This window comes from Pseudacidovorax intermedius, from assembly GCF_001476815.1.
GTDB lineage: Bacteria > Pseudomonadota > Gammaproteobacteria > Burkholderiales > Burkholderiaceae_C > Xenophilus > Xenophilus intermedius_A.
On sequence record NZ_LDSL01000184.1, the window covers coordinates 1 to 20083 of the forward strand.

Annotated in this window: 17 protein-coding genes; 9 read left to right on the forward strand and 8 right to left on the reverse strand. The window is 70.1% G+C overall.

The annotated features are described in order from the left end of the window. The first annotated feature begins 97 nt into the window (after nucleotides 1-97). Nucleotides 98-2401: an ATP-binding protein gene (locus tag NS331_RS25835; RefSeq protein WP_082702721.1), complete on the forward strand. Its 2304-nt coding sequence runs from the start codon at nucleotides 98-100 to the stop codon at nucleotides 2399-2401. Between the two features lie 56 nt (nucleotides 2402-2457). Here the strand turns inward: NS331_RS25835 and NS331_RS25840 are convergent, their stop codons facing one another. From NS331_RS25840 to NS331_RS23340, 3 genes are all read right to left on the reverse strand, one after another. After that, nucleotides 2458-2757 (reverse strand): JAB domain-containing protein, encoded by a 300-nt coding sequence (locus tag NS331_RS25840; RefSeq protein WP_440589401.1) that lies wholly within the window; start codon nucleotides 2755-2757, stop codon nucleotides 2458-2460. A gap of 219 nt (nucleotides 2758-2976) precedes the next feature. Next, nucleotides 2977-5169: a malate synthase G gene (locus NS331_RS23335; RefSeq protein ID WP_058644321.1), complete on the reverse strand. Its 2193-nt coding sequence runs from the start codon at nucleotides 5167-5169 to the stop codon at nucleotides 2977-2979. A gap of 245 nt (nucleotides 5170-5414) precedes the next feature. After that, nucleotides 5415-5999, reverse strand: coding sequence for a TetR/AcrR family transcriptional regulator (locus tag NS331_RS23340; protein ID WP_058644322.1), 585 nt, complete (start codon nucleotides 5997-5999; stop codon nucleotides 5415-5417). A gap of 90 nt (nucleotides 6000-6089) precedes the next feature. On the opposite strand from NS331_RS23340, the gene NS331_RS23345 reads away from it, so the two are divergent. From NS331_RS23345 to NS331_RS23355, 3 genes are all read left to right on the forward strand, one after another. Further along, nucleotides 6090-7289, forward strand: a complete 1200-nt coding sequence (locus tag NS331_RS23345; protein WP_058644323.1) for an MFS transporter — start codon at nucleotides 6090-6092, stop codon at nucleotides 7287-7289. Between the two features lie 120 nt (nucleotides 7290-7409). Beyond that, nucleotides 7410-8606: a CaiB/BaiF CoA transferase family protein gene (locus tag NS331_RS23350; RefSeq protein WP_058644324.1), complete on the forward strand. Its 1197-nt coding sequence runs from the start codon at nucleotides 7410-7412 to the stop codon at nucleotides 8604-8606. A 23-nt stretch (nucleotides 8607-8629) separates the two neighbouring features. After that, nucleotides 8630-9559 (forward strand): LysR substrate-binding domain-containing protein, encoded by a 930-nt coding sequence (locus NS331_RS23355; RefSeq protein WP_058644325.1) that lies wholly within the window; start codon nucleotides 8630-8632, stop codon nucleotides 9557-9559. A gap of 24 nt (nucleotides 9560-9583) precedes the next feature. Here the strand turns inward: NS331_RS23355 and NS331_RS23360 are convergent, their stop codons facing one another. From NS331_RS23360 to phnD, 3 genes are all read right to left on the reverse strand, one after another. Next, nucleotides 9584-9823 carry a hypothetical protein gene (locus NS331_RS23360; RefSeq protein WP_242873868.1) on the reverse strand — a complete coding sequence of 80 codons (240 nt, stop codon included), beginning with the start codon at nucleotides 9821-9823 and terminating at the stop codon, nucleotides 9584-9586. A 94-nt stretch (nucleotides 9824-9917) separates the two neighbouring features. Continuing rightward, a complete protein-coding gene (locus NS331_RS23365) occupies nucleotides 9918-10952 on the reverse strand; it encodes a phosphate/phosphite/phosphonate ABC transporter substrate-binding protein (RefSeq protein WP_058644327.1) in 1035 nt (344 codons plus the stop codon). Next, entirely contained in the window at nucleotides 10939-12012 is a 1074-nt protein-coding gene (gene phnD, locus NS331_RS23370; protein WP_153013012.1) for a phosphate/phosphite/phosphonate ABC transporter substrate-binding protein, read from the reverse strand. Before phnD ends, NS331_RS23365 begins: the two co-directional genes overlap by 14 nt. Before the next feature lie 256 nt (nucleotides 12013-12268). Between phnD and NS331_RS23375 the strand changes: the two genes are divergently transcribed. The 5 genes from NS331_RS23375 to NS331_RS23395 all read left to right on the forward strand — a co-directional run bounded on the left by NS331_RS23375 (nucleotide 12269) and on the right by NS331_RS23395 (nucleotide 18653). After that, nucleotides 12269-14128 (forward strand): ATP-binding response regulator, encoded by a 1860-nt coding sequence (locus NS331_RS23375; protein WP_058644328.1) that lies wholly within the window; start codon nucleotides 12269-12271, stop codon nucleotides 14126-14128. Nucleotides 14129-14239: 111 nt separating this feature from the next. Next, nucleotides 14240-15268: an ABC transporter substrate binding protein gene (locus NS331_RS23380; protein WP_153013013.1), complete on the forward strand. Its 1029-nt coding sequence runs from the start codon at nucleotides 14240-14242 to the stop codon at nucleotides 15266-15268. A gap of 11 nt (nucleotides 15269-15279) precedes the next feature. Continuing rightward, nucleotides 15280-16797 (forward strand): sensor histidine kinase, encoded by a 1518-nt coding sequence (locus NS331_RS23385; RefSeq protein WP_058644329.1) that lies wholly within the window; start codon nucleotides 15280-15282, stop codon nucleotides 16795-16797. A gap of 26 nt (nucleotides 16798-16823) precedes the next feature. Continuing rightward, nucleotides 16824-17633 (forward strand): hypothetical protein, encoded by an 810-nt coding sequence (locus NS331_RS23390; RefSeq protein WP_058644330.1) that lies wholly within the window; start codon nucleotides 16824-16826, stop codon nucleotides 17631-17633. 48 nt (nucleotides 17634-17681) lie between these two features. After that, nucleotides 17682-18653 carry a succinylglutamate desuccinylase/aspartoacylase family protein gene (locus NS331_RS23395; RefSeq protein ID WP_058644331.1) on the forward strand — a complete coding sequence of 324 codons (972 nt, stop codon included), beginning with the start codon at nucleotides 17682-17684 and terminating at the stop codon, nucleotides 18651-18653. Between the two features lie 64 nt (nucleotides 18654-18717). Here NS331_RS23395 and NS331_RS23400 read toward each other — a convergent pair whose 3' ends face one another. Next, entirely contained in the window at nucleotides 18718-19242 is a 525-nt protein-coding gene (locus NS331_RS23400; protein WP_058644332.1) for a CinA family protein, read from the reverse strand. Between the two features lie 34 nt (nucleotides 19243-19276). Then, on the reverse strand, nucleotides 19277-19858 hold the full coding sequence (locus NS331_RS23405) for a phosphatidylglycerophosphatase A family protein (RefSeq protein ID WP_058644333.1): 582 nt from the start codon (nucleotides 19856-19858) through the stop codon (nucleotides 19277-19279). Between the last annotated feature and the right edge of the window lie 225 nt (nucleotides 19859-20083).

A 20083-nucleotide genomic window follows, 5' to 3' on the forward strand; every position in this document is an offset into this window, starting at 1 on the left:
CCGTTCACTGAAAGCGTGGGTGTTGCACTTCAGGTTTGAATCCGCCGATTGTTTTGCAAGCAAATTCGGCCAAAGTAACAACATGGAGGTCCTTGAAATGATCATCTGCATCAACCGTCTCAAACAGTTCGGCATCTTCAGCGACTTCGATGGAAAAAAAATCCAGAAGTTTGGCCGCTACAACCTTGTCTATGGCTGGAATGGAACCGGCAAGTCAACCCTATCAAACTTATTCTCCTGCTTTGAACTTCGTTCGGTGGTTCCTCGCTTTAATGCATGCCAGTTTTCAGTCACTTTGGAGGACGGCTCAACGATCACGGAAGCGACTCTTCCTTCATCACAATTGAATATTCATGTTTTTAATCAACGTTTCGTGCAGGAGAACATTGATTGGGACAAATCTGTAAAAAGCATCCTCCTCATTGCGAAAGAGAAGATTGTTGACTTACAGAGGCTGGAGAAGCTGAAAGGCGAGCTTCAGTCGAAAAAGAAGGCTCACGACAACAAGCTAGGCGACATTAAAAAGCAGCGTGAGGCATTGGAGAAATTTCTGAGCAATGCTGCCAAAAAAATGAAGCTAGGACTTCAGGCCATTGATACGAGCGACAGCTATTACTTGAATTACGACCGCCGTAAGCTCGCTAATTTCATTCAGAGTAACGGCGAAGCGATTGTTAGGGCTGAGTCGGTTCTTCCAGATGAGAAGGTTATCGACCTTACGAATGCCGCCAAACCAGATCAGCTTCCAAGCATTAATTTCGCCTCAACGCCCATTGAGCCGGATTACTTTAAGAAGGCGGCGGGTCGCATCAGGGACTTGATTGGGACTACAGCAGTCAATCAAGCTATCCAACGGCTGACTGATAACCCGGATATCCGCGACTGGGTTCAAACCGGCTTGGAAATCCATAAACACCATAATTCGCAATCCTGCGAGTTCTGCGGCTCTACGTTCACCCAGCTTCGTGCCGAGGCACTTGCCGCTCACTTCAGCAAAGAGTTCACGGACTTTCAAAACCGGCTGCAGAACGCCGCGACTTGGATTGAGTCTCAGGGCGCTCCAACCAATCAGTTACCCACAGCGACAGAGTTTTATAAAGAGCTATTCGCTGATGCAGAGAAGCTTCAAAATGAATACACGTCTGCTGCGGAGCAGATCAACCGGCAAATAGAAGGATGGCGGGAAGCTCTCAAAGCAAAAATTACGGACCCTGCAAAAACAGACATTTCGATTTCGGATATCGTTGAAGAGGATGTGACGAACTTCAATGAGATCCTGAAGTCGATCGTTGCGTTGGTTGGCAGGCACAACAATAAAACTTCAAACTTCAAATCTGAGACATCCAAAAGCAAGGTGGCACTGGAACTTCACTTTGCCGCGGCTGAGGTGCAAGAATTTGACTATGCCGGAAGCGATCAGAAATGCAACGACCTTGAGGCTGAAGCAAAGGATGATTTAAAAGAAATCGAAAAACTCGGTCAAGAGGTCGCGGCGATAGAAGCACTGCTCTCCAATGAGACGGTTGGGGCGAAGGAGTTCAATGATATCTTGCATCGCTTCATCGGCCGATCTGAGCTTTGCTTGAGCTTCAATCAGAAGAAGAAGGGCTATGAAATCATCAGAAACGGGGTGGGTGAGCATGATGGGAATTTAAGCGAAGGTGAGAAGACGGCGATTGCATTTGTCTATTTCATCACGAAGCTCAAGGAAAACGGAAATAACATCAAAGACACGATTGTCGTAGTTGATGATCCGGTCTCAAGTTTTGATTCAAATCACCTGTTTCATGCCTATTCATTCCTGAGAACTCAATGCACTGAAGCCAAACAACTTTTTGTACTGACTCACAACTTCACGTACTTCAAGCTAGTGAGAGACTGGTTCACGGGAACAAATAGGAACAGAGTCGCCAAAGGCAAGGCCGAGAATTGCTTCTTTTATCGCTTGGATGCACCACCTGGCTCCCCCCGGCACTCCCTACTCGTGGACGCCGACGACTCTCTGAGGAATTACGGTTCAGAATACCACTATATTTTCAAGAAGCTCTATGAATACAGAGCACATACAACTCTCAACCGGGACGAAGCATTCTTGACGGCGAACCTCGCACGCAAACTCGTTGAATCGTTCTTTACTTTCAAATATCCAAAGCGGAGAAGCGATATCAGTCAATTGATGGATGTTGGCCTGAAGGACTGCACCATCACGACACCGGAGCTCAAGGAGAAGATCTACCGTTTTATCAATAAGTATTCACATAGCGATGTAATTGAAATAACCGAGGAGTCGGTAGAAAATTTGGCGGGAGAAAGTCATAGTGTCATCGGGCACATCTTTCAGTGGCTGGAAGAAGTGGATAAGAAACATTACGAAGAGATGATCCAGGTTGCGACTACGTGACCGCCAGGCCCACGAGGGCCGGAGTTGTGCCAACAGGCGCAGCAAAACCCCCTGGGCTAGATCAGCCCACGCTCGGCAAATGATGCCGTTGCGGTTTCAGCCATGATGACGTACTCCACACGCCAACGTCCACCAGCGCCCACGCCCGCTTGAACTGCTGGGTCAGTGCCTAGTCGGCACAGCTCGGCTCCGCTCGGATGGTTGTGGCTGACTATGACCCCGGCCGCATTGAATCTGAATCGCAGCGCCTGCTTGACCAACTCGCGCGGCGGGCACCACGGTGTCCCAGAGTTCGACGGCCTGCGCCTGGGGCTTGCGGCATCGACGGCGGGCTTGGTGAGTTTGATTCTTGCCATGATGACTCCCCGGAAACCCCGGTTTCCAAGAGGCACATGGGGGCCACGCGACCGGACGCGGGGTCAAGTTTCGGAAAGCACCGACATATGATGGACGCGCCTAAGTCCTGATAGACCTGCTGTAGGGGGCTTGGGCGCAATACAGCGACATACCGGGCCGGAGTCATCGTCAAACAAAAACGGCGCTCGCGGCGCCGTTTTTCTTTGACGTCAAAGCGCTCAGCCCGCCGCCTTCACCTTCAGTCGCCAAGCATGCAGCAGCGGCTCCGTGTAGCCGCTCGGCTGCTCCACGCCCTTGAACACCAGGTCCTGCGCCGCCTTGTAGGCGAAGGAGGTGTCGAAGTGGCCGGCCATCGGCTTGTAGAGCGGGTCACCGGCGTTCTGCTGGTCCACCACCGCCGCCATGCGCTCGAAGGTGGCATTGACCTGTTCCTTCGTCACCACGCCGTGCAGCAGCCAGTTGGCGATGTGCTGGCTGCTGATGCGCAGCGTGGCGCGGTCTTCCATCAGGCCGACGTCGTGGATGTCGGGCACCTTGGAGCAGCCGACGCCCTGGTCGATCCAGCGCACCACGTAGCCCAGGATGCCCTGCACGTTGTTGTCCAGCTCCTGCTGCTTCTCGGCGTCGCTCCAGTTGGGCGTCGCGGTGATCGGCACCTGCAGCAGGTCGTTCAGGATGGCGTCGCGCTCGGCCTCGGCGTCGATCTTCTCCAGCTCCTTCTGCACCTCGGCCACGCTGACCTGGTGGTAGTGCAGCGCATGCAGCGTGGCGGCGGTGGGCGAGGGCACCCAGGCGGTGTTGGCGCCGGCCTTCGGGTGGGCGATCTTCTGCTTGAGCATGTCGGCCATCAGGTCGGGCATCGCCCACATGCCCTTGCCGATCTGCGCCTTGCCGCGCAGGCCGCAGTTCAGGCCGGTGAGCACGTTGTTGCGTTCGTAGGCGGCGATCCACTTCGTGCCCTTGATGTCGCCCTTGCGCAGCATCGGGCCGCCCTGCATGGCGGTGTGCATCTCGTCGCCGGTGCGGTCCAGGAAGCCGGTGTTGATGAAGGCCACGCGCGCCGGTGCCGCGGCGATGCAGGCCTGCAGGTTGACGCTGGTGCGGCGCTCCTCGTCCATGATGCCCAGCTTGACGGTGTTGGGCGGCAGGCCCAGCAGCTGCTCGACGCGGCCGAACAATTCGTTGGCGAAGGCCACTTCGGCCGGGCCGTGCATCTTGGGCTTGACGATGTAGATGCTGCCGGTGCGCGAGTTGCGGATGCCGTTCTGGCCCTTGCCCCGCAGGTCGACCATGGCGATGGCGGTGGTGACGACCGCGTCCATGATGCCCTCGGGAATTTCCTTTCCTTCACCCCACAGGATGGCCGGATTGGTCATGAGGTGGCCCACGTTGCGCACGAACATGAGCGAGCGGCCATGCAGCGTGACCTGGCCTTGGCCGTCGGGCGCGGTGTAGACGCGGTCGGGGTTCAGGCGGCGGGTGAAGGTCTTGCCGCCCTTGGCCACCTCCTCGGTCAGCGTGCCCTGCTGGATGCCGAGCCAGTTGCCGTAGGCCAGCACCTTGTCCTCGGCATCGACCACGGCCACGGAATCTTCCAGGTCGAGGATGGTGGACAGGGCCGATTCGAGCACCACGTCGGCCACGCCGGCCGGGTCGGTCTGGCCGATGGGCGTGCTGCGGTCGATCTGGATGTCGAGGTGGATGCCGTTGTGCTTCAGCAGCACCGACGACGGGCTGGCCGCATCGCCCTGGTAGCCGACGAAGGCCGAGGGGTCCTTCAGGCGCGTGCTGCTGCTGTGCAGCGCGATGACCAGCTCGCCGTCCTTCACGCTGTAGCCCGTGGCGTCCTTGTGCGAGCCGTTGACCAGCGGCGCGGCCTGGTCGAGCACCTCGCGGGCGAAGGCGATCACCTTGGCACCGCGCACCGGGTTGTAGCCCTTGCCCTTCTCTGCGCCGTCGGTCTCGGGGATGGCGTCGGTGCCGTACAGCGCGTCATACAGCGAGCCCCAGCGCGCGTTGGCGGCATTGAGCGCGTAGCGGGCGTTGAGGATCGGCACCACCAGCTGCGGACCGGCCTGCAGGGCCAGTTCGGCATCGACGTTGGCCGTGGTGGCTTTCGTGCCCTTGGGCTGCGGCAGCAGGTAGCCGATCTTTTCCAGGTGGGCGCGGTAGGCCGGCATGTCGGCGATGGGGCCGGGATGGGCCTTGTGCCAGGCATCCATCTCGCTCTGGAGCCGGTCGCGTTCGGCCAGGAGCGCGGCGTTCTTCGGTGCGAGGTCGTGGACGATGGCGTCGAAGCCTGGCCAGAAGGCTTCGCTCGCGAGGCCCGCCGCGGGCAGCACGCGGTCTTCGATGAAGCGGTACAGCTCGGTGGCCACCTGGAGGCGCTGGGTCGTGGTGCGTTCGGTCATGCGTGTTCTCGGCGTGCGGCAGGGCCGCGAAAGGGTTGCACGGGGTGGGCACGCGGCGCAAGCCCGCGAGCGGGCGGCCGACGTTCGAACCACACTGTATTGGAGACGGGGCCGCAGATTAATCCCCGCACGGGGCGTTGATTCGTGACATAAATAGAGGTAATGGCGGCGCCGATGCCGAAAGACCGGCGCTTCCGCCGCGCGAATCGGATCGCAGCGCCGCCGCGACAGGGCGGGACAGAGGCTCAGGACCCGGCCGTCGCCAGGCTGGCGTCGATCCAGCCGGCGATCTCGTCGGCCGTGGCCGGCGCGGGCGTGAAAAGCAGCCGGAAGAGCAGCGGCGCGACCAGCATGTCCATCACGCGGTCGACCGGAGGCGTGGCCTCGCCCCGGGTCCGCGCCCGGTCGAGCAGCACGCCGATCTGCAGCGCGACGAAGCCGGCGCAGCGGCAGGAGGGGCGATCGTCCGGGGATTGGGCGGACAGCACATCGCGCAGCATCCCCTGGCCCGGCTGCGAAGACATCTCTTCGTTGTACTGCTCGGCCCAGGCCAGCAGGTCGCCGCGCAGCGAGCCTGTGTCGGCCGGTTCGCCCTCGGGCCGCATGCGCTCGACGGACACGTCCGCGAGCAGTTCGGCCAGGTCGCCCCAGCGCCGGTAGATGGTGGAGGGGGTGACGCCCGCGCGCGTGGCGATCATGGGCACGGTCAGCGCCTCGCGGCCGAGTTCGGCGGTGAGTTCGCGCGCGGCACGGTGCACTGCCTCCTGGACGCGCGCACTGCGCCCGCCAGGACGGGGCGCGGTACGGGTGCCGACGGTGGAAAAGACCATGACGTCGATATTAACGCAAAGAATTTGCGTTAGAGGGCGTCGAGGCGCACAATCCACAAACGCAAAAAATTTGCGTTAAAGGAGTTTCCGATGTCCACACCCGCTCTTGAAGCGCCCGTCGACGCCACGCCGCGACGGCTGCCGCCGCGCGCGGCCTTCGCGCTGGTCGTGGCCCTGGTGATGACCTTTCTGGCTGCCTCCAGCGCGCCGTCGCCCTTGTACGCGCTGTACCGCGAAGCCTGGGGCTTCTCGGCGCTGGTGCTGACCGTGATCTTCTCGAGCTATGCATTCGCGCTGCTGGCGGCGCTGCTCGTCTTCGGCGCGCTGTCCGACCATCTGGGCCGGCGCACCGTGATCCTGGCCGCGCTGGTGCTGGAGGTCGGCGCCATCGTGCTGTTCTGGCAGGCGGATTCGGTGGGCTGGTTGATCGCCGCGCGGGTGCTGCAGGGCGTCGCCACCGGCATGGCCACGAGCGTCATGAGCGCGACCCTGCTCGACCTCGATCCGGCGCGTGGTGCCCTGTTCAACGGCCTGTCGCCCATGATCGGCATGGCCGTGGGTGCGCTGGGCGCCAGTGCGCTGGTCCAGTTCGCTCCGCAGCCCATGCACCTGGTCTACGAAGTTCTCCTCGGTGCGTTGCTGCTCCAGGCGGTCCTGGCCCTGGGCCTGCCCGAGACCGTGACGCCGCGGCCGGGCGCCTGGGCGTCGATGGTGCCGCGCGCGCACGTGCCCGCGGCCGCCCGTGCGCTGGTCCTGCGGCTCTTGCCGCTCAACACCGCAGGATGGGCCCTGGGCGGCTTCTACCTGTCGCTGGGACCGACCCTGGCGCGGCTGGTGACGGGCCGGGCCACGCCGCTGGCCGGTGGCTTGCTCATCGCCACGCTGGTGCTGACGGGCGCCGCAGCCATCTGCGTGGTGCGCCAGCGGCCGGCCCGGCGCGTCCTGCGTACCAGTGCCGCGCTGCTGGCCGCGGGCCTGGCGATCACGCTGCTCGGCGTTCACCTGCAGCAGGCGCTGCTCTTCTTCGGCGGCACCGTCGTGGCGGGCGCAGGCTTCGGCGCCAGCTTCAATGCCGCCGTGCGCAGCCTGGTGCCGGTGGCGACGCCCCATGAACGTGCCGGCCTCATGTCCAGCTTCTTCGTGCTGAGCTACCTGGCCTTCAGCGTGCCGGCCATCCTGGCAGGGCTGGCCGTGGGGGCGTTTGGCCTGCATCACACCGCCCTGGGCTACGGCGGGGTGCTGGGGGCATTGGCCGTGCTGGCCTGGGTGACGGCGCGCGAGCGGACCTGAACACCGCCCCGGCGCAGCACCGGCCCCGCGTCGGCCCGCCCCTGCTTCCGGCGGTGCCCGCCGATAAACTCGTCGATTTTTCCGAGGGCGCACCCTGCAGCCGAACGGATTCAGGACCGCATGACCGACGCCAGCCCCCCACCCTTGCCCTATGCCGGCATCCGCGTCGTCGAGTTCACCCACATGGTCATGGGTCCCACCTGCGGCCTGCTGCTGGGCGACCTGGGGGCCGAGGTCATCAAGGTGGAGCCGGTGGCCGGCGACGACACCCGCCGGTTGCTCGGCGCCGGCGCCGGCTTCTACCCGGCCTTCAACCGCAACAAGAAGAGCGTGGCGCTGGACCTGAAGACGCCCGAGGGCCTGGCGGCCGCGCGGCGGCTGGTGGCCACCGCCGACGTCGTGAGCGAGAACTTCCGTCCCGGCACCATGAAGAAGCTGGGCCTGGACTACGAGACGCTGCGCCGCGACAACCCGCGCCTGATCTACGTGAGCCACAAGGGCTTCCTGCCCGGTCCCTACGAGAACCGCACGGCCCTGGACGAGACGGTGCAGATGATGGGCGGCCTGGCCTACATGACCGGCCGGCCCGGCGATCCGCTGCGCGCGGGCAGCAGCGTCAACGACATCATGGGCGGCCTGTTCGGCGCCATCGGCGCCATGGCCGCGCTGCGCCGGCGCGAGCAGACGGGCGAGGGCGGCGAGGTGCAGTCGGCCCTGTTCGAGAACAACATCTTCCTGGTTGCGCAGCACATGCTGCAGTACGCCGCCACGGGCGTCGCGGCCGATCCGATGCCGGCGCGCATTTCCTCCTGGGGCATCTACGACGTATTCACCGTCAGGGACGGCCAGCAGATCTTCCTGGCCGTGGTGAGCGACAAGCAGTGGCCGGTCTTCTGCCGCGCCTGCGGGCTCGAAGACCTGCTGGCCGACCCGCGCCTGGCCACCAACAACGACCGGGTGCGCGCCCGCGACTGGATGATGCCGCTGCTGCGCGAGCGCCTGGCCGGCCGCAGCGCCGCGGAACTGGCCGAGGTCTTCGAGCGGCACGCGTTGCCCTTCGCGCCCATCGCCCGGCCACACGAGCTCTTCGACGATCCGCACCTGGTGGCCAGTGGCGGCCTGGCGCCGGTGCGCATGAACGACGGCCACATGGCCCAGGTGCCGCTGCTGCCGCTCACGCTCGACGGCGTGCGCCCGCCGCTGCGCCTGCAGCCGCCGGCCATCGGCGAACACACGCGCGAACTGCTGCGCGCCGCGGGCTATGCCGAGGCGCAGATCGAGGCCATGCTGGCCGCCGGCGCCGCAGCCGCCAGCTGAGGCCCGGACGCCAGAGGCCCGCCATGGACCGCCTCAAGCAGATGGAGACCTTCGTGGCCGTCGCCACGCGCGGCAGCCTCACGGCCGCGGCCAGGGCGGAAGGCGTGGCCGCCGCCATCATCGGCCGGCGGCTCGATGCGCTGGAGGAGCGCCTGGGCGTCAAGCTGCTGCTGCGCACCACCCGGCGCCTCACGCTCACGCACGAAGGCAGCGCCTTCCTGGAGGACTGCCAGCGCCTGCTGGCCGAGGTGGCCAATGCCGAGGCCAGCGTGAGCGCCGGCGGCGTCAAGGCCAGTGGCCATCTGCGGGTGACGGCACCGGCCGGCTTCGGCCGCCGCCACGTGGCCCCGCTGGTGCCGCGCTTCCGCGAGCTGCATCCGGAGGTGACGGTGTCGCTCAACCTCAGCGACCGGGTCATCGACCTCGCGGGCGAGCATTTCGACTGCGCGGTGCGCGTGGGCGACCTGCCCGACTCGTCGCTGGTCAGCATGCGGCTGGGCGACAACCGCCGCCGCTGCGTCGCCACGCCGGCCTACCTGCGCCGCCACGGCGTGCCGCGGCATCCGTCGGACCTGGCGCGCTTCGACTGCCTCACGCTCAGCAGCGACGCCTCGCAGACGCGGGGCTGGGCCTTCCGGATTCCGCGACAGGATGGCGAGGGCACGGAGCTGATCCACCTCAAGCCCTCCGGCCCGCTGGACTGCACCGACGGCCAGGTGCTGCACGACTGGTGCCTGGCCGGCTTGGGCATTGCCTGGCGCAGCACCTGGGAGGTGGAGGCGGAGATCGACGCCGGCTTGCTGGCGCCGGTGCTGGATGACTATGCGGCCCCGCCCAACGGCATCTATGCCGTGTTTCCGGAGCGTCGCCACCTGCCGCTGCGTGTGCGGCTGTGGCTGGACTTCCTCAAGGCGCAGTACGGGCGCGCCGAGTACTGGGGCCGGGCGGGCTGAGGCCTGCCCTCACCGCGCCGTGGCCTATTTTTGCTTCTGGTAGATGTCGTGCGCCACCTGCCCGCGGTCGGTGTCCTTGCGGCCGCTTTCCAGGTCGTCCAGGGCGCGCTTGCCGCGCTCGGTGGGCTGCCCGTCGCGGGCTTCCTGGCTGTCGGCGGACTGGTCGCGCTCGTGCGGCATGCGCGGCGCGTGGCCATGGCTCTGCTTGGTGCGCGTCTGGCCCTCGCCGGCGGGGTCGGGTTTCTCGGAAGGGGCGTTGCTCATGCCTCTCATCTTCCCGTGCGCTGCGGTCCTCGGCCGGTAGGACGCACCGGGCAGGCGCTGTAGGCCGGCCTTCAGTGCCCGCCGCCGTGGGCACTCAGTCGCGCAGCGGGCCGCCCAGTTGCTGCACCTGGGCCCGGTATTCCCGCTCCACGCGGTCGATCCGTCCCCGGCGGGCGCTTTCGTTCACCCACTGCGCCACCTGGGCCCGGCGCAGCGCCAGGTCGCGCTGCATGCGCGCGGCCTCCAGCAGCGCGCGGTCGTCGGCCGGCTCGAAGCCCAGCTCGGTCTGCAGGCTGCGCAGCACGATGCGGTCGGTCTCGGCGCCGGGTGCCCGGCCGTAGTCCAGGAACACGTCGCGCAGCACCGCCTGCAGCCCGGCGGGCAGGGCGCGCCGCACCAGCATCTGCGCGGGCGGCGTGGGCAGCGAGGTCCACAGCACCTGCAAGCGCGCCGCCTCGGCCGGGAACAGCGCGCGGAAGCGCTCGAAATCGGTGCTGTTGGAGGTGGCCACGTCCGCATCGCCGTTGGCCACGGCCAGGGCGTTGTCCTGGTGGTTGCCCACCGTCTCGGCCTTGAAGGCGCTTTCGATGTCGATGCCGTGCGGCAGGAAGAGCTCGGACTGCGGCACGATGAAGCCCGAGACCGAGCGCCGGTCGCCGCGCGCGATGTGCCAGCGCTGCGGCGCGCGCAGCACGGCGTCCAGGTTGGCCGGCCCGCCGGCCGTGCGGGCGAGCAGCAGGGCGCGGTGTTCCACCAGCCGCGGGTCGCGCCGGCGGCGTACCTGCGCCATCACCTGCATCGGGCCCCGGGTGACGGCGTCCAGGGCCATCTTGCCGGACAGCAGGGCGAAGTCGATGCGCCCGGCCTGCAGGGCGCGGTCGAGCGTCTCGTACTGGAAGGCGCTGAAGACGGTGACCGGCCGCTTCAGGGCTGCCGCCACCGTCAGCAGCAGCGGTTCCCAGCGGCGGCGGGCCTCCACCGCGTCGCCCATCGGCAGCAGCCCGAAGACCAGGGCCGGCCCATCCTCGCGCTCGCCGCCGGGCCGGGCGGCGGCGGCCGGCGCCGGGCGCACGCCGGCGGCCAGGGCCAGCGCCGCGGCCAGGCAGCGTCGGCGGTCAGCGTGTGTCATCGCGCAGCACGGCCATCTGCTCGGCGAAGAGCGCGTCCAGCCGCTGCAGGCGCGCCTGGCGGGCCTCTTCGTTGACCCACTGCGCGGTCATCGCGTTCTGCCGCCCCAGCTGGTGGGCCAGGCGGGCCGCCGGCACGAGCGAGCCGTTGTCCGCCGGCAGGAAGCCGGCCAGGTCGTGCAGCGACTTGAGCACGGCGCGCTGCGCATCGCCACGCGGGCCCGGCGCCTTGCCGTAGCCCACCAGGAAGGCCTGCACCTGCGCCCGCAGCGCCGGCGGGTAGCCGTTGCGCATGACGATCTGCGCATGCGGGATCAGGTCGGATTCCCAGATCACCCGCAGCCGGCGCGCCTCGGCGGGGAACTGCAGGCGGAAGCGCTCGAAGTCCGCCGTGTTGTTGGTGGCGACGTCGGCGTCGCCGTTGGCCACGGCCAGGGCGGTGGCCTGGTGGGTGCCGACGGTCTCGCTGCGGAAGCGCTCCATGGCGATGCGGTTGGGCAGGAAGAGCTGCAGCTGCGGCACGATGTAGCCCGACACCGAGCGCGGCTCGCCGCGGGCCAGGCGCCAGCGCTCGGGCTCGGCCAGCAGCGCGTCGAGCGAGGGCAGCGGGCCGCCGTCGCGCACCAGCAGCAGCGAGCGATAGCCGGGCAGGCCGTCGTGGCGCGTGACCTGGGCCAGCACGCGCATCTGGCGCAGCGTCACCGCGTCCAGCGCCATGCGGCCCGAGAGGAAGGCGATGTCCACCTCGCCGCGCTGGATGGCCTGGTCCAGCGCCTCGTACGAGGTCACCGACAGCACCGTCACCGGCCGGCCGATGGCCCGGCCCATGTCCGCCAGCAGCGGCTCCCAGTCGTTGCGCGACTCGAAGGCGCCACCCAGCGGCAGGATGCCGAAGCGCACCGGCTCGGCCGTGGCCGGCTGGGCATGCGCCGCCGGGCCCGGGGCGGCCCAGGCGAACGCCGCCGCCAGCAGGACGAGCGCCGCGCGCCGCAACGCCGCCCCCAGGGCCCGGGCCAGCGAGGACGGCAGCAGGACGGGGAAGGCGGCGGGGAGCGCGGTCATGGCTGACTGAACGGGTTAGAGCGAATGCGCAGTCGTGCAGGGCTGCCGACAATTACACAATTAGAAAACATTCGATGGGCCTATCTGTGACATTTCTCACATGAGCGCAGCGCCGGGTGGCTCGACACGGGCGTCGTCCGCCCCGGGCCGCGCCGCCTGGCGGCGGCCGGGCCGGGCTGCGCCGGCCGGGGCGCCGGCGCCCCGGCGGCGCGGCGGGCGCTGGCTGTCGCTGGCGCGGCTGTCGCTCGGCCAGCAGATGCTGCTGCTGGCGGTGCTGCCGGCCACCCTGGCGATGATGGGCGCCATCGGCGTGCTGATGCGTCAGTACCTGGACGGCATGACCGACCTGGTGCGGGCCAACGCCCAGGCCGTCGGCCTGCAGCTGGCCACGGCGGCCCAGGCGCCACTGGCGCAGACCGACCGGCGGGCCTTGCTGCGGCTGGCCCACTCGGGCATTTCCCAGCCCCATGTGCAGCAGGTGCAGGTGTGGTCGGACGACGGCGAGATCCTCGCCAACGCCGAGACGCAGGACCGCGTGCGCGGCGAAGGCCTGCGGGTGGTGGTGCCGGTTCCTGCGGCGGACGCCCGGCCCCTGGCGGGGCAGGTGATGGTGGAGATGGGCCTGGACGCGGTGGCCAGCGCCCGCCGCACCGTCTGGCTGAACGTGCTGCTGGCGCTGGGGGCCAGCCTGCTGGGCGTGATCCTGGCGGCCGGCTGGGCGGCGCGACGCATCAGCGCGCCCATCCGCCGGCTGGCCCGTGCGGTGGACCGGCTGGGCGCGGGCGAAGAGGCGCATGTGCAGATCGAAGGCGCGGCCGAGGTGCGCCGCCTGCAGCACGGCTTCAACGCCACCGCCCATGCGCTGGCCGAGGGCCGGCGCCTGCTGCAAAGCCGCATCGAGACCGCCACCGCCGAGCTGGCGCGCAAGAACGCCCAGCTCGAGGTGGCCAGCCAGGCCAAGACGCGCCTGCTGGCCGCCGCCAGCCACGACCTGCGCCAGCCGCTGCACGCGCTCACGCTCTTCGCCGATGGCCTGGCCAATGGCGAGACCGACGCCGGCAAGCTGCAGCGCATCGCCCACATCCGCGAATGCGTGGAGTCGCTGGACCGGCTGTTCCTGGAGCTGCTGAACCTGTCGCAGCTCGATGCCGGCGTGCTGCAGCCGCAGTGGGCGGACTTTCCGCTCGACAGCGTGTTCGACGAGATCAGCCGCAACTTCCGCCCGGTGGCCGAGCAGCAGGAGCTGCGGCTGGTGGTGCGCAAGACCGAGCTGTGGGTGCGCTGCGACCAGGTGATGCTCACCCGCGTGCTGTCGAACCTGGTGTCCAACTCGCTGCGCCACACGGTGCACGGCGGCGTGCTGGTGGCGGCGCGCCGGCGCGGGCGCGGGGTGCGCGTGGAGGTGTGGGACACCGGCATCGGCATCGCGCCCGAGCACCAGCCGCGCGTCTTCGAGGAGTTCTACCAGGTCGACCCGCAGCAGTCCCGCGGCACCCGCGGCATGGGCCTGGGCCTGGCCACCGTGCAGCGCCTGGCGCGGCTGCTCAACACCCGGGCCGAGCTGCATTCGGTGCCCGGCCAGGGCACGCGGGTGCGCATGCTGGTGCGCGCGGCGCATCCACCGGCCCAGGCCGGCGCGCGGCCGGTGCGCGGCCCGGCGCGACCGCCGCCGCTGGCGCTGGCGCCACCCGTGGGCGACGTGCGGCTGGACGGCCTGCGCATCCTGGTCATCGACGACGAGGCCGGCATCCTCGAAGGCCTGCAGGTGGCCCTGGGCGCCAGCGGCGCCACCGTGCTGGCGGCACAGTGCCGCGACGAGGCCCTGGCCCTGGCCGACGCCTGGGCCGCGCCGCCCGACGTGGTGGTGAGCGACCTGCTGCTGCGCGCCGGCGACAACGGCCTGGCGGTGCTGGCGGCGCTGCGCCAGCATCCGCGCGGCATCGGCGCGGGCACCGCCTGCCTGCTCGTCACCGGCGAGACCCAGCCCGAGCGGCTACGCGAGGTGGCCGCGGCCGGCGTCGCCGTGCTCTACAAGCCGGTGTCGCCGCGGCTGCTGCGGCAGGCCATCCAGGCCCAGGTGGCCGCGCGCAGCGGCCAGCCTGCGCGTGAGGCGTAGGCCATCGGACATAGCGCGCGGCGGCGCGCGGGGCGGCATCCGCCGTCCGCCTTATCGCCGCGCGCGGGAGCGCTCCTTACAGTGGGCTGCCGCCTGCCTTCCGCCCCGACCATGCCCGCCTGCGTCCGCCTTCGCCCGCGCCTGCGCGCCGCCCTGCTGGGCCTGGCCGGGCTCGCCGTGCTGGGCGCGGCGCGGGCCGAGGGCTGGACGCTGCTGCTGGCCGACGATGCGCCCGGCCATGCGGAATTCGCCCGCGCGCTGCGCCTGGCGCAGCCCACGGCCGAAGTGCTGCGGCTGCCCGCGGGCGTGGCGGCATTCCCGCCCGTCGCCGCGGCGCCCGAGGCCGCCGACACCGCCGCCGGCGACGAGCGCGCCGCCAATGCCGGCGTGCGTACCCGCAGCCTGCGCGCCGCCGTCCCGCCCGAGCGCCTGACCGTCGCCGTCGGTGCCACGGCGGCCCGGGCGGCGCTCGAACGCGGCGGCAGCGAGCCGCTGCTGCTGGCCATGCTCAGCCGCCTGGACTACGAAGGCCTGCGCCCGCTGCCCGCCCTGCGCCTGCCTGGCCGGCGCATCGGCGTGCTGCTGCGCGAGCCTTCCTTCGCCGACCAGCTGGTGCTGGCCAGTGCCGTGCTGCCCGGCCGCCGGCGCCTGGGGCTGGTGGCCACCGCCGAGTCCGAGCCGCTGCTGCGCGAGCTTCAGCAGGCCGCAGCCGGCGGCGACTGGTCGCTGCAGCTCGCCCAGGCGCCGGACGCCCTGTCGCTGGCGGGCGCGCTGCGGGCCGTGCTGCCGCGCAGCGACCTGTTGCTGGTGCTGCCCGACACCATCGGCAGCAGCCAGGCCGCCACGCTGGCCGTGCTGCATGCCGGTGCCAGCGCGGGCGTGCCGGTGATCGGCAGCAACGAAGGCCTGGTGCGCTCTGGTGCGCTGGCGGCGGCCGTGGCCACGCCCGCGCTGCTGGCGCGGCAGGCGCAGGCCCTGGGCCGCCGCCTCGCGGCCGGGCCCGGCCCGGGCGCCGCCGGCCCGGTGGTCGAGAGCGCCGCGCCCGCCGAGGCGCGGGTCAATCCCACCGTGGCCCGCAGCCTGGGCCTGGTGCTGCCCAGCGAGCAGGCGCTGAGCGAGCGCCTGGCCGGCGGGCGGTGAGGGCCGCGCCCATGCCCGCCGGCGGCGCCGACACCCGCCTCGTGGTGCGCGGCAGCCTGCAGCGCGACCTGGTCCGCCTGGGCCTGCTCCCCTGCGCGGTGGTGGCGCTGCTGCTCACCGGCTGGCTGACCCACAGCCGGCTGGTCATGCTCGACGACGTGTTTGCCGCCGAAGGCCGCGCCATCGCGCGGCAGGTGGCCGCCATGTCCGACCTCAGCCTCTATGCCGGCGACGTGGCTGCGCTGCAGAGCGTGGCCCAGGCGGCGCTGCGCGGCGGGCAGGCGAGTCGCGTCGAGATCGACAACGGCGCCGGCATCCACGTCGTGGCCGGCGGCGGCGGCGCGGCGCGGCAGGCCGACGCCCTGCGCCCCTTCACGGCCGACGTCGTGCTGCGCGAGGCCTCGCCCACCATGGCTTTCGCGCCGCCGGGCCTCACCGCCCCGGGCGGCCAGGCCATCGGCCGCGTGCTCGCGCTGCGCGACACCACAGCGTTGCAGCGCGCGCGCATGCTGTCGCTGCTGGCGGGCATCGGCACCGGCCTGCTGGCGCTGAGCGGCGCCTGGCTGGCCGTGCGCCACATGGCGCGCGACATCGCCCGGCCGCTGCGCCGCGTGACCGAGACCGTCGCCGCGCTGCAGGCCGGCCGCTTCGAGGCCCGCTGCGCCATCGCCGCGCACACGCCGCGGCGCGGCCGGCCGCTGCATGAATTCGCCACCCTGGCCCACGACGTCAACCGCATGGCCGAGCAGTTGCAGCGCCACAAGCAGGCCAGCGACGAGCGTGTGCGCGAGGCCACCGCGGTGGCGCTGGAGCGCATGACCGAGGCCGAGCAGGCCGCGCTCTCGCGCTCGCGCTTCCTGGCCGCCGCCAGCCACGACCTTCGCCAGCCGCTGCATGCCATGGGCCTGTTCATCGACGGCCTGCTTGCGGGCGCGGCCGAGGCGCAGCGGCCCGCGCTGCTGCGGCTGCAGGAAAGCACCGCCTTCATGAGCCTGTTGCTGGACGACCTGCTGGACATCTCGCGCCTGGACGCCCGCGTGCTCGACCCCGAGATGGCCGACCTGCCGCTGGCCGCGTTGTTCGGCGCCCTGGCCGCCCAGCATGCCGCCCATGCCGCCGCGGGCCGGGTGCGCGTGGTGTGGCGCGCCCGGTCGCTGGCGGTGCGCAGCGACGCCGCCATGCTCCAGCGCATCATCGGCAACCTGGTGGCCAACGCCATCCGCCATGCGCCGGCCGGGGGCACCGTGCTGGTCACGGCGCGCCGGCGACACGGCGGCCGGGTGCGCATCGAGGTGCGCGACGGCGGCGTGGGCATCGCGCCCGCCCACCAGCAGCGCATCTTCGAGGAGTTTTACCAGGTGGCGAACGGCGAGCGCGACCGCCGCCAGGGCTTCGGCCTGGGCCTGGCCATCTGCGCCCGGCTGGCCGCGCTGCTGGGCAGCCGCATCGCGCTGCGCTCGGCCCCCGGCTGCGGCAGCACCTTCTCGCTGGCGCTGCCCTGCGCCGCCACCGTCCCGCCCGTGCCCTGAGCCACCCTTCCCATGGAACCCACCGCATGCGCGACATCCGCGAGCTGAGCACCCTGCGTCCCTTCGTCGCCACCCCCTGCCATGGCGCGCAGGTCGGCAGCCTCTATGCGCGCAGCCTGCTCGGCCTGGCCAACCTGGCCTGGCGGCACGGCTTCGCCATGCAGGCCCGGCTGCTCGACGGCGACAGCCTGATCACCCGCGCCCGCAACCGGCTGGTGGCCGAGTTCATGGCCGACCCGCAATGGACGCACCTGTTCTGGATCGACGCCGACATCGGCTTCGAGCCCGAGGCCGCGCTGCGCCTGCTGCTGGCGGGCCGGCCGGTGGTGGCCGGCCTCTATCCCTACCGCAGCTCGGCGTGGCCGCTGCAGGGCTTGCCGCAGGCGCTGCCCGCGGGCAGCCGGCAGGCCGACTTCGACGCCCTGTATGCGCGCTATCCGCTCAACGTGGGCGACACGCCGGTCACCGCCGATGCCGACGGCTTCGTGCCCGTGCTGGACGCGCCCACCGGCTTCATGCTGATCGAGCGCGGCGTCTTCGCGCAGATGGCCGCCGCCATGCCCGAGCTGCGCTACACGCCCGACCCCGGCGACCATGCCAACGCGCACCTGCCGCACCACCGCTTCTTCGACGTCATGGCCGAGCCTGGCGGCGGCCGCTACCTGAGCGAGGACTACGCCTTCTGCCGGCGCTGGCAGCAGCTGGGCGGCACCGTCTGGGCCGACCTGCAGTCGCGCCTGTCGCACCAGGGCCAGCAGGTGCAGGTGGGCGACCTGGGGCGTGCGCTGGCGGCGCGCATGGGGCCGCCGGTGCCCGCGGCGCCACCTGCCCGCTGATGCGCGGGGCGGTCCCGGGCTTCACCGGCGCCTCCCATAATCGGCCGCATGCCCGCCCCGCACGCCGACGACCTGCTCCGCATCCACACCTATGCCGCCACCGATCCCGGTCCGCGGCTGCTGGTGATGGGCGGCGTGCACGGCGACGAGACCGGCGGCACCGCCGGCATCGAGCGCGTGAAGGCCGAACTGGACGGCGGCGCCCTGGGACTGGCCCGGGGCCGGCTCACCCTGGTGCCGGTCGCCAACCCCATGGCGCGGCGGCTGCTGCGCCGCGAGGGCGAACGCAACCTCAACCGCGCCTTCCGACCGCGCGCCGAGCCGCGCGATCACGAAGACCGGCTGACGAACATCCTGGCGCCCCTGATCGCGCAGCACGAGGTGCTGCTGGACCTGCATTCCTTCGAAAGCCCCGGCGAGGCCTTCGCCATGATCGGCCCGCGCGACAACCAGGGCACGCTGGAGCCCTTCGCCCGCGCCGCCGAGGAAGGCCGCCTGGCCCTGCACATCGGCACGCCGACCATCGTGGAAGGCTGGCTGGACGTCTATGCCGCGGCCATCGCCCGGCGCGCCGGCGGCGCCGCCCCGTCCGAGGACGAGATCGACTACGGCCGCGGCACCAACGAATACATCCGCCACTGCGGCGGCTACGGCGTGACGCTGGAATGCGGCCAGCACCGCGACCCGCAGGCGCCCGAGGTGGCCTGGCAGGCCATCCGCCGCACGCTGGCGCTGCTGGGCATGGCGCCGCTGCCCGACGGCCTGGCCGCGCATCCGCCAACGCGCCCCCGTCTGCTGCGCCTGCGCGACGTGACCGACCGGCTGCACGAGGGCGACACCTTCGTGCGCGAGTGGGCCACCTTCGATGCGGTGCGTGCGGGCGAGCTGATCGGCCACCGCCACGACGGCGGCGAGGTGCGGGCCGACGCGGACGGCCACATCGTGTTCCCCAACCCGGTCGCACGGGTGGGCACCGAGTGGTTCTACTTCGCCACGCCCAGCGAGCGCGTGCTGGGCTGAATGGCGCACGGCGGCCGCGCCGGCCGCGAAGGCGGCAGCGCCCCGTCCGCCTTCTGCGGGGCGCTCAGGCGGCCGGCCGCAGCCGCGTCACCAGCGTCTGCAGCGCATGCCGCACGGTCGCGGCCCGCACGGCGGCGCGGTCGCCAGTGAAGAGGCGCCGTTCGGTCCAGCACCGGCCGTCCAGCGACCAGCCGAACCACACCGTGCCCACCGGCTTCTCGGCCGACCCGCCGCCGGGCCCCGCGACGCCGGTGACGGCCACGGCCGCCTGCGCGAGCGAGTGCGCGATGGCGCCTTCGGCCATGGCCCGCGCCACCGGCTCGCTCACCGCGCCATGGGCGGCGATGACGTCGGCCGGCACGCTCAGCATCTGCGTCTTGGCCGCGTTGGAATAGGTCACGAAGCCGCGCTCGAACCAGGTGCTGGAGCCGGCCAGGTCGGTGCAGGCACCGGCGATCAGGCCGCCGGTACAACTCTCGGCCGTGGCCAGCAGGCGGCCGCTGGCGCCGAGCAGGTCGGCCAGCTGGCGCACCAGCGCGGGCAGGTCGGGCGCGTCGTCGGCGGCGGGCGGGACGGGGGCGATGATCATGGGCGCGGGTCCGTAAACGGGCGGGACGGCACGTTCACCACAGCGTGCGTGCCAGGGCGATCACCAGCAGCGTGCAGAAGGCCGCCACCAGGTCGTCCAGCAGGATGCCCAGGCCCGACAGGGCCCAGCGCGGCGCCGCCGGGTCGTGGGGGATGAGCCGGTCGGCCCAGCCCACGGGGCCCGGCTTGGCGGCGTCGAACAGGCGAAAGAGCAGGAAGGCCGCGACCTGCGCCAGCAGCCCTGCCGGCAGCACCAGCCACAGGACCAGCCAGATGGCGGCGATCTCGTCCCACACCACGGCGCCGGGGTCGGGGATGCGCAGGTTGCGCGCCGCTACCGTGCAGGCCCACCAGCCGACGGGCCAGGCAGCCAGCGTCACCACCCCGAGTGCAAAGGGCGAGAGCAGGTGCGACAGCAGCAGGAACACCGCCCAGCCCCAGAGCGTACCGGCCGTGCCCGGCGCCACGCGCGACAGCCCGGCGCCGAAGCCCAGCGCGATGGCATGGGCCGGATGGGCGCGCAGGAAGGCCCAGGTGGGCCGCACGGGTGGCAGGGGCCATGGGGCGGCGGAGGGCGCGTCAGGCGCGTCGGGCACGGGAGGCGGGGCAGCAGACATGAGCCACCGATGGTAGACCCGCCCCGCTGAATGCCGCCAGACCGGCGCCGACGCTCAGCCCGCCGTCACCGTCTGCGCGCGGCGCCCGGCCAGCTGTGCCAGCAGCGCCGCCGGATCGGCCGGCAGCCGGTCGCCGCGCCAGGCCACATGCTGGTCGGTGCGCACCAGCAGCAGCGCATGGGCATAGGCGGCCGGCAGCGGCCCGGCGGCGACCGGGTCGACCAC